At 68.3% G+C, this 11083-nt stretch carries 10 protein-coding genes and 2 pseudogenes; 5 read left to right on the forward strand and 7 right to left on the reverse strand.

The annotated features are described in order from the left end of the window. Position 1: 1 nt before the first annotated feature. The 3 genes and pseudogenes from dmpI to FB475_RS38270 form a co-directional block, all read right to left on the reverse strand. Positions 2 to 184, reverse strand: a complete 183-nt coding sequence (gene dmpI, locus FB475_RS09530) for a 4-oxalocrotonate tautomerase DmpI (protein ID WP_134107497.1) — start codon at positions 182 to 184, stop codon at positions 2 to 4. A gap of 85 nt (positions 185 to 269) precedes the next feature. Beyond that, positions 270 to 767, reverse strand: a pseudogene (locus FB475_RS37165) (LysR substrate-binding domain-containing protein); the annotation flags it as partial. Positions 768 to 964: 197 nt separating this feature from the next. Then, a pseudogene (locus FB475_RS38270) lies at positions 965 to 1138 on the reverse strand (LysR family transcriptional regulator); the annotation flags it as partial. A gap of 67 nt (positions 1139 to 1205) precedes the next feature. Between FB475_RS38270 and FB475_RS09540 the strand changes: the two are divergent. Next, positions 1206 to 1556: a DUF427 domain-containing protein gene (locus FB475_RS09540; RefSeq protein WP_238332055.1), complete on the forward strand. Its 351-nt coding sequence runs from the start codon at positions 1206 to 1208 to the stop codon at positions 1554 to 1556. On the opposite strand, the gene FB475_RS09545 is transcribed toward FB475_RS09540, so the two are convergent. After that, the gene (locus FB475_RS09545) at positions 1546 to 2313 is read right to left on the reverse strand and encodes an alpha/beta fold hydrolase (protein ID WP_141854503.1); all 768 of its coding nucleotides are present in this window, start codon (positions 2311 to 2313) and stop codon (positions 1546 to 1548) included. The two genes, FB475_RS09540 and FB475_RS09545, sit on opposite strands and share 11 nt — an antisense overlap. 106 nt (positions 2314 to 2419) lie before the next feature. Here FB475_RS09545 and FB475_RS09550 point away from each other — a divergent pair, with 106 nt between their 5' ends. The 4 genes from FB475_RS09550 (at position 2420) to FB475_RS09570 (ending at position 8352) form a co-directional block, all read left to right on the forward strand. Then, positions 2420 to 3202, forward strand: coding sequence for a GNAT family N-acetyltransferase (locus FB475_RS09550; protein WP_141854505.1), 783 nt, complete (start codon positions 2420 to 2422; stop codon positions 3200 to 3202). Between the two features lie 273 nt (positions 3203 to 3475). Continuing rightward, positions 3476 to 5758 carry a helicase-associated domain-containing protein gene (locus tag FB475_RS09560; protein ID WP_141854506.1) on the forward strand — a complete coding sequence of 761 codons (2283 nt, stop codon included), beginning with the start codon at positions 3476 to 3478 and terminating at the stop codon, positions 5756 to 5758. Between the two features lie 63 nt (positions 5759 to 5821). Beyond that, positions 5822 to 7462 (forward strand): DNA repair helicase XPB, encoded by a 1641-nt coding sequence (locus FB475_RS09565; protein WP_141854507.1) that lies wholly within the window; start codon positions 5822 to 5824, stop codon positions 7460 to 7462. 149 nt (positions 7463 to 7611) lie between these two features. After that, the gene (locus tag FB475_RS09570) at positions 7612 to 8352 is read left to right on the forward strand and encodes an abortive infection system antitoxin AbiGi family protein (RefSeq protein ID WP_141854508.1); all 741 of its coding nucleotides are present in this window, start codon (positions 7612 to 7614) and stop codon (positions 8350 to 8352) included. Here the strand turns inward: FB475_RS09570 and FB475_RS09575 are convergent. From FB475_RS09575 to FB475_RS09585, 3 genes are read right to left on the reverse strand one after another with little or no spacing between them, the layout of a single operon-like run. After that, positions 8349 to 9059 (reverse strand): FadR/GntR family transcriptional regulator, encoded by a 711-nt coding sequence (locus tag FB475_RS09575; protein WP_238332056.1) that lies wholly within the window; start codon positions 9057 to 9059, stop codon positions 8349 to 8351. The two genes, FB475_RS09570 and FB475_RS09575, sit on opposite strands and share 4 nt — an antisense overlap. Positions 9060 to 9086: 27 nt before the next feature. Then, on the reverse strand, positions 9087 to 10022 hold the full coding sequence (locus FB475_RS09580) for a dihydrodipicolinate synthase family protein (protein ID WP_185759161.1): 936 nt from the start codon (positions 10020 to 10022) through the stop codon (positions 9087 to 9089). Between the two features lie 14 nt (positions 10023 to 10036). Beyond that, positions 10037 to 11080, reverse strand: coding sequence for a sialidase family protein (locus FB475_RS09585; protein WP_141854511.1), 1044 nt, complete (start codon positions 11078 to 11080; stop codon positions 10037 to 10039). Positions 11081 to 11083 lie beyond the last annotated feature (3 nt).

Consider the following 11083-nt stretch of genomic DNA (forward strand, 5'->3'; position numbering starts at 1 on the left):
GCTATTTGTCGGCGGTGAGGGTGCCGCCGATCGCCCAGCTGTCCGGCGGGGTCTCCTGGATCCACACCTGCACGCTCTCGGCCGGTACGCCGAGGCTGTCGACGAAGGCGTCGGTGACCTTCTGGACGAGTTCGCGCTTCAGCTCCGGCGTCCGCGGGCCTTGCAGAACGGTGACGATGGGCATCGGATTTCCTTTCGTTCGACGGTTTCTGCCTCCATTCCAGCCGCGGCGGGCGGTGCGAACCAGACGCAGTTCCGATGCGCTCCCATCACTCGAACTGATCGGACGCCTTGCGGCAGGCGGCCAGCAGTACGGCGAGGTCGCCCGCGATCGTCGTACCGGCGGGGACGGCGAGGCTGGTCGTCAGCGCCAGCCGCGGGCGTGGGCGGCGGAAGACGACGCGGCCTTCGCGGAGGAGGCGGGCGTGGGACTCGTAGATGACGGTCCAGCTCGGGGCGCCGGCGCCGATCGCGGCGTGAGTGTCCTGGAGGCTGCTGGAGCGGGGACCGAGGACTGGTTCGAAACCTTCGGCGGCGCAGGCGGACATGACCAGGTCGACCAGGGGCGGGTTGGTGCGGCGCTGGGTGATCCTCAGCGGGAGGTCTTTGAGGTGCTTGAGCGGGACGTCGCCGGCCGGGGCGGTGGCTTTGGGGAGGGCAACCAGTAGGTCGTCTTCCCAAACGGGCAGGAATTCCAGTCCCGCGGCTTCGTCGACACCGCGTACGAAGGCGGCGTCCAGTTGCTTGCTTCGCACTCTGTCCAGGCGCGCGCGGGTCGAGTACTCACGAGGTCCACGTGCAGGCCCTGGACCGAGAGTTCCCCGACAACGGTCTCCAGCCGCTCTCCCAGCCCTGTACTGGTTCCGAGGCGGAGGGTCCTGCTAGGCCCGGTGGCGGCGGCTCGGGCGGTTTCAACGGCTGCGAGGACCGCTCGGGCGGCCGGGAGGAAGCGTTGGCCAGGTTCGGTGAGGCGGATGGCGCGGGCGGAGCGGTCGAAGAGCTGGACGCCGAGCTCGCGTTCGAGCCGGGCGATCTGCTGACTCACGCCGGGCTGGCCGATGCCGAGCTGCTCGGCGGCGCGGCCGAAGTTCAGTACCTCCGCGACCGTGACGAAGTACTGGATCTGCCGAAACTCCATGTCCCGATCATCGCGCGGGAATGGTCCCCGGCTGCCCGGGGTTGTGCTGGTTATGGCGGAGAAGACTGTGAAGATTCCAGGTCCGGACCACCCGATCACCGTGGTGAAGAACCCGGACCGCGTCGTCGTCAAGGTCGGTGACCGGGTCCTCGCGGACACCCGGGACGCGCTGTCGCTGCAGGAGGCGAACTACCCCGCGGTGCAGTACATCCCGCGCAAGGACGTCGACCTCACGCAGCTCGAGCGCACCGATCACCAGACGTACTGCCCGTACAAGGGCGACGCCTCCTACTACACGCTGCTCCCGGACGCGGAGAACGCCGTCTGGACCTACGAGCAGCCGTACGACGCGGTCGCGGACATCCGCGAGCACCTCGCGTTCTACCCGGACAAGGTGTCGATCGAGATCATCGCCTGAGGAAGTCGGCCACCACGGGAGCCAGGGCTTCGGGTGGTACGGCGTGGTGCTGGTCGGGGAGCTCCGTGAAGGTGGCGTTGGGCAGGAGCTTCACGATGCGGTGTGCGGCGTCGATCATGAACGGCGCGGTGGCGGTGCCGGCGAGGACGAGCGTCTCCTGCGTGATGGTGCGCAGCAGTGCGACCGGGGTGCCGCCCTGGTCGAGGCCGTGCCCCATCACCGCGAAGTCGTAGGCCAGTGTCGGCGCCAGGTCCGCCAGGCCGGGGATCGCCGCGACCTGTAGTGCTTCCTGCTTCGGCATGCCCGTCATCAGCAGGAACAGCTCGACCGCCTCCTGGTTCCTGCCTTCGCGGATGCGCTCCAACACTTGCTCGCCGTCGTCGGACGGGTCCACGTCGTCGGGCCCGTACGGCGGCTCGTGCAGCACGACCTTGGTGAACGGGAGTGTGTTGCACGCGATGGCCGCGAGCCCGGCACCGGACGAGTGCCCGTAGATGGCCGCCGTACCTCCGACTGCCTCGAGCACCGCCGCGATGTCCTCCACCTCGTGCTGGACGCTGTACGGCGCTGTGTCGCCGGAGTCCCCGCGGCCGCGCCGGTCGTACGTCACCACGTCGTACTGGCTCGCCAGCGCGTCCGCCAGCGGCCGGAGCGCGTTGCGGTCGCACAGCGCTCCCCCGACCAGGATCACCGACGGGCCGCTGCCCAGGCGGTCGTAGGCGATCGTCGTACCGTCCGCGGACGTCACTTTCTCCATCTGAGACTCCTCGCTCGTTGCTGCTGTCGACGGTACGTCGGAGCCGCCGGCGGTAGTTCGACATAACCGCTGGCCGAGGACCCGTCCGGGTGGTTCACTGCTCGCGATGATTACCAGAGTCGACGACTACCTCCACGCCGTGCCGTTGTCAGGCGCGGTGGCCGAGCAGGTCGGTCCGTTCACATTGTTCCGCAGTACGACGATCTGGCCGTACTACGCGCGGCCCGTGCCCGGAGCGGGGGTCACGATCGAGCCGGGCGATGTAGAGCTCGTCCGGAAACGCTGCGCCGAGCTGGAGATTCCCCTGAGCTTCGAGTGGGTCGTGGACACCTGCCCGTCGCTGGGCCCGGCCGCTGAAGCAGCAGGTCTCTCCGTCGTCGAGCACCCGCTGTTGGTGCTCGAGCGGGCGGACTTCCGTCCTGCCGTGGCTGACGCTCGCTGCGAGGTGCTGCCGGCTGATGAGGCCGTGGTGCGCCAGTCGCGGGCTGTGGTCAACCTGGCGTTCGGTGAGTCGGGTACTGCTGTTGGCAACGCAGGGCCGGCCGAGAGAGACGCCGCAGCTGCTGAGTTGGCGGACGACCTGGTCGCGACGCTACTGGACCGCATGAGTCGTGGGGTGTCAGTGAACGCCGCGGCCTTCACTGAAGACGGTGTGGTCGCGGCAGGTACGCACCAGCCGGTTGACTCGACCAGCGAAATCGTCGGCGTCGGCACGCTGCCCGCGATGCGGCGGCGCGGCCTTGGCGCCGCGGTGACGTCCGCCCTCGTGGAGCACGCGCTGGACAACGGCGTGGATCTCGTACTGCTCTCCGCCGAGTCCGACGCCGTCGCGGCGGTCTACGAACGCGTGGGGTTCCGCAGAATCGGGAGCGCCGGAGCAGCCGAGTGACCGGGAGCCCGAGCACCCACCTCGTCGTCCTACGAGGGAACTCGGGCTCCGGCAAGTCGACCACCGCACGCACGCTCCGCGAACGCCTCGGCCGCGGCACGGCCTGGGGCGAGCCGGCACGAGTTCGGGGTGGAGGCGATGCGGGACTGGTACCGCGGGGGGGGATCTGCTGGACGGCGTGGAGCAGACCGTGATCGGGGCGGACAGCACGTTGGACGAGACCGTGGCACGGATCCCGACCGACCTCGGGCGTGATCCCGTACCGTTGGAGGGATGAGCACGACCGAGCCGACCCGCCCCCGTACCCTCGCCGAGGCGTTGCGGGGCTGGGGCGACGCCGCGCTCGGTGAGCTGCTCCGCCGGCGCCCCGACCTGGCGCTGCCGATTCCTGCCGACACCGGGCAGTTGGCGGCGCGCGCGACCAGCAACGCGTCGGCCGCACGCGCGATCAACCGGCTGGACGAGTTCGGTGTGGACCTCTTGGAGGCCCTGTCAGCGCTCCCCGAGCCCGTCGATCTCGCAGCGTTGGCTGAAGGCGTCGGCCAGCCGCAGGAGGTCGTCCGGCCGCGTGTGGCTGAGCTACTGGAGCTCGCGCTGGTCTGGGGTACAGAGGACGACCTGCGGCTGATCCGCGCGGTCCACGAGCTGCTTGGCCCGACCCCGGCCGGGCTCGGCCCCATCACCACCCGGCACTTCGGCGATCTGGACAAGCTGATCGAGGAAGCCGGTCCGGACGCGCGCGCGGTACTCGACAAGCTGACCTGGGGTCCGCCGACGGGCTCCGTCGAGAAGGCTGACCGGCCGGTGACGATCGCGTCGGCGCGTACACCCGTGGAGCGGCTGCTGGCGCGCGGGCTCGTCGTACCGAAGGACGCGAACACCGTGGTACTGCCACGGCAGATCGGGCTGCACCTGCGCGGCGGACGGGTGCTGGCGTCGACCCGGCCGGTGCCGCCGCCGCTGGACGGCAAGAAGGTGTCCGCCACGATCGCCGACCGCGCTGCGGCGGGTGCGGCGTTGGACCTGGTGCGGCTGGTGGACCGTGCACTGGAGCAGCTGGGGACTGAGCCGCCGCCTGTGCTGCGCACTGGCGGTATTGGTGTCCGGGAGCTGCGGAGCCTCGCCGGGAAGATCGGTGCGGAGGAGCACACCGCTGCGGCTGTGCTGGAGATGGCGCATGCGGCCGGGCTGGTTGCTGCGGTCGAGGTTGGTACCAGTGAGCTCTGGCTGCCTACCAGCGCCTACGACGACTGGCTGGAGCTCGACCTTGCGCATCGATGGGCCCAGCTGGTCATGGCCTGGTTCTCCGGGCTCAGGGCGATTGGGCTGATCGGACGGCGGGACAGCACGGGCAGCACCGCGGCCGCGCGCGAGCGGCTGATCAACGCATTGGCTCCGGACCTGGAGCGGTTGCTGGCTCCGGAGATCCGGCTGTTGACGCTGCAGGCGCTGGCGCAGGCCGGTACGGGCATTGCTCCTGCTCCGGAGACCGTGGTGACGTGGGTCGCGTGGCATCGCCCGCGGCGCGGTGGGCAGTTCCGGGACGACCTGGTCGAGTGGAGCGTGTCTGAGGCGGCCCTGCTCGGGCTGACCGGTCTTGGTGCATTGGCGAAGCATGCGCAGCCGTTGCTGGGCGCTGAACCGACAACTGATGAGCTGGCCGAGGCGATCAGCCCGCTGATGCCGGAGCCGGTGTCGGAGGTCCTGCTGCAGGCTGACCTCACTGCGATTGCTCCTGGTCCTTTGGTGCGCTCCGTACAGGACGAGCTCTCTGCGATGGCCGACGTGGAGTCGGACGGTGGTGCGGGCGTCTACAGGTTCAGTGACAGCTCAGTACGGCGTGCTTTCGATCTGGGACGTACTGCGGAGCAGTTGCACACGTGGTTGGCGGAACACTCTCGTACACCGGTACCGCAGCCGCTGACGTACCTCATCGACGACGTGGCGCGACGGCACGGCGTTCTGCGGCTCGGCACGGCGTCGACGTACCTGCGGTGTGACGACGAGGACGTGCTGACGCAGCTCCTGAAGTCCAACCTGCCCGGTGTGCGCTTCCGCCGGTTGGCGCCGACGGTCGTGGTGTCGCCGTCGCCGCCGGACATGGTGCTCAGCCGGTTGCGGGACGCGGGGTTGGCGCCGCTGGCGGAGACGTTCGACGGTGCCCTGCATGTGACGGGTGCACCGCGCCGGGGCGAGGCGCCACGTCGCCGTACCAGCCGGGACTTCAACGAGAGCGCGTTCGACCTCACCGACGACCAGGTCAAGGCCGTGATCGAGAAGGTCCGCACCGGCGACCGGATAGCCGCCGAACGGCCCGGCGACGAGGGCCTGGTCGAACCAGCCGCCCCCGCCGAAACCATCGCCGTCCTCACGAACGCGGCCGAAGCCCACACCCGCACGTGGATCTCCTACGTGGACCACAACGGCCATGCGTCCGAACGCATCGTGGAACCGGCCCGAGTAGCCGACGGCTGGCTCACCGCGTACGACGACACCACCGAAACCCCCCGCACCTACGCCCTCCACCGAATCTCCTCCGCCCGCCCGGTCGAGTAGCAGCGGAGGGTGTTTGGGGGGAGGAGGCACAATGGAGGGTCGGGGCGAGGATAGGAGTTGCGGGTGTCGGACGGTCCTTTGATCGTGCAGTCGGACAAGACCTTGTTGCTGGAGACGGCGCATGCGGACGCCAACGAGTGCCGGAAGGCCATTGCGCCGTTCGCTGAGTTGGAGCGGGCGCCGGAGCACGTACACACGTACCGGCTGACGCCGCTGGGGCTGTGGAACGCCCGGGCCGCGGGGCACGACGCGGAGCAGGTGATCGACGTACTGCTGCGCTACAGCCGCTACCCGGTCCCCCACTCGTTGCTGGTCGACATCGCCGAGACCCTGGATCGCTACGGGCGCCTGCGGCTCGAGAAGCACCCGCAGCACGGTCTGGTACTGGTCACGACCGACCGGCCGGTGCTGGAGGAGGTGCTGCGCAGCAACAAGGTCAAGCCGATGCTGGGCGAGCGGCTCGACGACGACACCGTCCTGGTGCACCCCTCGGAGCGTGGGCATCTCAAGCAGACCCTGCTGAAGCTGGGCTGGCCCGCCGAGGACCTGGCCGGGTACGTCGACGGTGAGGCGCACAAGATCGACCTGGTGAAGGACGGCTGGGACCTGCGGCCGTACCAGGAACAGGCGACCGACTCGTTCTGGCACGGCGGCTCCGGTGTCGTCGTACTCCCCTGTGGCGCCGGCAAGACGATCGTCGGCGCGGCCGCGATGGCGCAGGCGTCCGCGACCACGCTGATCCTGGTCACGAACACGGTGTCCGCGCGACAGTGGAAGGACGAGCTGCTCCGCCGGACCACGCTCACCGAGGACGAGATCGGCGAGTACTCCGGTGCGCGCAAGGAGATCCGCCCGGTGACGATCGCGACGTACCAGGTGATGACGACGCGGCGGAAGGGCGTCTACACGCACCTGGAGCTGTTCGACGCGCGCGACTGGGGCCTGATCGTGTACGACGAGGTGCACCTGCTGCCGGCGCCGATCTTCCGGATGACCGCCGACCTGCAGACCCGCCGGCGGCTCGGCCTGACCGCGACGCTGGTCCGCGAGGACGGCCGCGAGGGCGACGTGTTCTCGCTGATCGGCCCCAAGCGGTACGACGCCCCGTGGAAGGACATCGAGGCGCAGGGCTGGATCGCGCCCGCGGACTGTGTCGAGGTGCGGGTGGACCTCGAGCAGACCGAGCGGTTCGTGTACGCGACCGCCGAGCCCGAGGACCGCTACCGCCTCGCCGCGTCCACCCCCGCGAAGTCCAAGCTGGTACGCCGGATCGCCGAGCACCACGCGGACGAACCGCTGCTCGTCATCGGCCAGTACATCGACCAGCTCGACGAACTGGGCGAACGCCTCGAATGCCCGGTGATCAAGGGCGAGACGACCGTCCGCGAACGGCAACGCCTGTTCGACGCGTTCCGGCACGGGGAAATCACCCGGCTGGTGGTCAGCAAGGTCGCGAACTTCTCCATCGACCTGCCCGAGGCGTCGGTCGCCATCCAGGTGTCCGGCACGTTCGGTTCCCGCCAGGAAGAGGCCCAGCGCCTGGGCCGGGTCCTCCGCCCCAAGGGCGACGGCCGCACCGCCCGCTTCTACTCGATCGTCGCCCGAGACACCATCGACGCAGAATTCGCCGCCCACCGCCAACGCTTCCTGGCCGAACAGGGCTACGCCTACACGATCGTGGACGCCGAAAACCTCTTCGCCTGACTCAAAAGAAGGAAGACGAAGGAAGAGGGGCGATCGTGGATGCCGAAAACCTCTTCGCCTGAGACGGCACGGCGACACGCAGTAATCGGCACGATAACGCTCAGTCAGCGACACTCGTCCTGCAGGTTCCCCTGCAGGAGGAGCAGCCTATGGCCGACCGGATCGAGCAGCTACTGCATCGCCGTACCGACCTGAGCACGTTCCTGGTGCACCTGACGAAGGACACCGACACGGGCACCGCGCGAGAGAACGTTTTGTCGATCGCCGAATCGCGAACGATCGAAGCCCGAACTGCGTTCGGTCTCGCGCGGCAGCAGGACGTCCACCTTCGCCGGACGGAGGCCACCCAGCGTGTGGTTTGTTTCTCGGAGACGCCGCTCGAGCACACCTGGATGATGGTCCGCGAGATCCAGGGGCGCCGGGAGGCGTTCTCGAAGTACGGCCTCGTCTTCACCAAGACGATCTGCCGGCGCGAGGGATGCAATCCGGTCTGGTACCTGGACATCAACTTGGGACACAGCTGGCTGACCTATCCGGTCAGGCGACAGATCGAGCGAGCTCTCGCAGAGTCGACGGTCGACGGGCACGTGATCCCAGAACTGCTGGCTGAGCAGGACATCCTGCAGCTCACACCGTTCATGGAGAAGATGGGGAGCCCCAACGGACAGCGAAGAGAATTCTCCTGGGAGCGCGAGTGGCGGCACGTCGGCCACTTCCGGTTCAAGTCAGCCGAGAACGTAGTAGCACTACTGGCCCCCGAAGAGGACCACAACGATCTTCGGCAGGATCTGACCTATGCCTGGCAACGGCGCGAGGTTCCGCTGATCGATCCGGACTGGGGGCTCGAACGTATGATCTCGACGCTGTCCCGGGTCAGGTTCGACTGCTAGTCGCCGAGGCGGGTGTGGATGCCGTTGAAGTGGGACTTCATGGAGGTGGCGTAGGTCGTGGGGTTGCCGGATTCGAGGGCGTTCAGGAGGTCTCGGTGCCAGGCGGCGGCGTCGGCGGGGGTGTAGCGGGCGCCGGGGAGGCGGGCGTCTACTTGGGCGAAGGTCCGCCAGAAGACTGAGAGCAGGTCTATGACCAGGGCGTTGCCCAGGGGTTCGTAGAGGGCCTGGTGGAACGCCCAGTCTTCTTCGGGGAAGTACTTGCCTTCCGCGGCCTTGGATTCCATCCGTTCGACGATGGGTTCGAGGGTCTCGTAGCCGTGGGTTTTGAAGTGTTCGACGACGTCGTCGGCGAGACCCACCTCGATGGCTTGGCGAACCTCCAGGACGTTCTGTACGTCCCGGAGGTCGCCGGCCATGGACTGGGACATGCGGAAGGCGAGACCATCTTCGAGGGACTGGAGGTTCACCTCGCCGACGTACGTGCCGTAGCCGTGACGGATCTCGATGATGCCGACCGCCTGGAGTGCCTTCATCGCCTCGCGGAGCGGGTGCCGGCCGACGCCGAGCTGAGCCATCAGTTCCTGCTCGTTCGGCAGCGGGTCGCCTGCCTTCAGACCGCGTTCCAGGATGTACGACTTCATCGCGTCGCGGATGAAGGACTGGTTCCCTGCCGCCCCACGTGCCCGGCTGAGCCCACCCGTTGTCACTGCCGGCCTCCCGATGTCTGAGATCGCTCAGTGTAATCCGGCGCGGTCCAGTAGCGGCCGGACGGCGGCGATCTCGGTGTCGTTCAGGGCGATACTGGGGTACGCCGTCAGCGGGCAGTCGATCACGCCCAACAGGTAGAGGCCCGCCTTGAACGCGCCCAGTGCGGCCGAGCTCGCGCCCATCCGGGACCGGTCCGCGACGTGGATGATGTCGAAGAGCCGGAACAGGCGGTCCTGCTCTTCTCTCGCCGCCGAAGCGTCTCCGGCGACGGCCGACTTGAACAACCGCACATAACCCGAGGGGTCTACGTTGCCGAGGCCTGGTACTACTCCGTCGACGCCGAAGGCCAGCGCCGAGTCGACGGTTACCTCCGAGCCGGTCATGACGGCGAAGCCGTTCAGCTTCTTCTCGCGGCGTTGTAGTACGAGTTCGCGCAGTGAGGTTTCCTGGCCGGACGAATCTTTTACGCCGGCGATCACACCCTGTTCGCCCAGGGACGTTACGAGCGATGCCGGGAGCTTGGTGCCGACACGCGGCGGGATGTCGTAGGCGTACAGCGGCAACCCGTCGGCCCGGGCAGACAGCTGCTTGAAGTGGCGCTCTATCTCCGCTGGGTGGGTGGCTGCGTAGAAGGGGGCTGTGGCGACGAGGCCGTCGACCCCGGCTTTCAGTGCGGTTGAGATGTGGGACGCGACGCGGTTGGTGGAGGTGTCGATGACGCCTGCCAGTACCGGTACCTGACCGGCTACCGCCGCGACCGTCGTCTCCAGCACGGTCTGGCGTTGGTCGTCGGTCAGGAAGGTGCCCTCGCCGGAGGTGCCGAGTACGAAGACCCCGTCCACACCGCCGGTCAGCTGGTACTCGATCAGCCGCGCCAGCGAGGCGGTGTCGACGTCGTACGACGGGGTGAGCGGGGTGACCAGCGGCGGTACGACGCCGGTCAGCTGGGCGGACTCGGTCAAAACAGCTCCAACCTCTAGAGGGCGAATGTGGCGAAGCGCAAGGTCGCGAAGGACGAGGTCTCACCGGCCTCGTAGAAGATCCCGATCGAACCGTCCGCGAGCAGGACCAGATCGGAGTACCCGGCCATGCCCTCGTGCACGACCAGGGCCGGTTTCCACGACACACCGTCGTCCGACGACATGAACACGGTCAGCTCCCGGCGCGACGTCGGGTTCACCGGTGTGGAGAGCAGCAACCGTCCATCGGGAAGGCACAGCACGCTGCCCTGGATGCCGGGCGCGGTGATCTCGGGGATTCCGGCGTACGGCGCATCGAGTGTCTCGCCGCCGTCGGACGACCAGGCATGGACGCGGGCCGGCCCGGTGCCCTGGTGATTGCGGGCGTTGAAGTACAACCGGCCGTCGGGCAGCTCCGCGACGGTGGTCTCGTTCGCGTTGATCTCGGCGCCGTCGTTGCGATCCACGAAGCCGACGGACCACGAGACACCACCGTCGTCGCTGTACATGCAGTGGCCACCGTTGAGACCATCCGCGGGGACATATGAATGATTGGCCGGTACGACGAGGCGTCCCGAGCGCAACGTGATCCCGTGACAGGGACCCGTCGCGTACCAGCCCCAGTCGTCCGGCTTCACCTGCGCGGTGATCTCCACGGGAAGCGACCACGACGCGCCGTCGTCGGACGACCGTTGCACGAACACCCGCCGCCCATCGACCGGATCGGTGCCGCGGGCAAGCGACAGTTCGACCGCGTGCGCGCCGTTCTGAACCGTCACGAGCACGAGGTCGCCGGACGCCGGATCGATCAGCGGCACCGGATTTCCACAGGTCTTGCCCGGCGCCGCGGACACCACCTGCAACGGAAGCCAGGTACGACCGCCGTCGAGCGAACGTCGCAGGACGACCTCGATCTCGCCCGCGTCGCCGGCGCCGTGCAACCGGCCCTCGCAGAACGCGAGCACCGTCGAGCCCCGCGCCAGCACCGACGGGATGCGGAACGTGTGATAGCCGCTGCCCGCCGGATCGAAGATTTCCAGCGCACCGACTCTTGATGACATAGG

Source organism: Kribbella jejuensis (assembly GCF_006715085.1).
GTDB classification, from domain to species: Bacteria; Actinomycetota; Actinomycetes; order Propionibacteriales; family Kribbellaceae; genus Kribbella; species Kribbella jejuensis.

Excerpts from the sequence above, each read along its gene's own strand:
- dmpI (WP_134107497.1), bottom strand. The coding sequence starts at position 184 with ATGCCCATCGTCACCGTTCTGCAAGGCCCGCGGACGCCGGAGCTGAAG.
- FB475_RS09545 (WP_141854503.1), bottom strand. The coding sequence starts at position 2,313 with ATGGAGAAAGTGACGTCCGCGGACGGTACGACGATCGCCTACGACCGC.
- FB475_RS09550 (WP_141854505.1), top strand. The coding sequence starts at position 2,420 with ATGATTACCAGAGTCGACGACTACCTCCACGCCGTGCCGTTGTCAGGC.
- FB475_RS09560 (WP_141854506.1), top strand. The coding sequence starts at position 3,476 with ATGAGCACGACCGAGCCGACCCGCCCCCGTACCCTCGCCGAGGCGTTG.
- FB475_RS09570 (WP_141854508.1), top strand. The coding sequence starts at position 7,612 with ATGGCCGACCGGATCGAGCAGCTACTGCATCGCCGTACCGACCTGAGC.
- FB475_RS09585 (WP_141854511.1), bottom strand. The coding sequence starts at position 11,080 with ATGTCATCAAGAGTCGGTGCGCTGGAAATCTTCGATCCGGCGGGCAGC.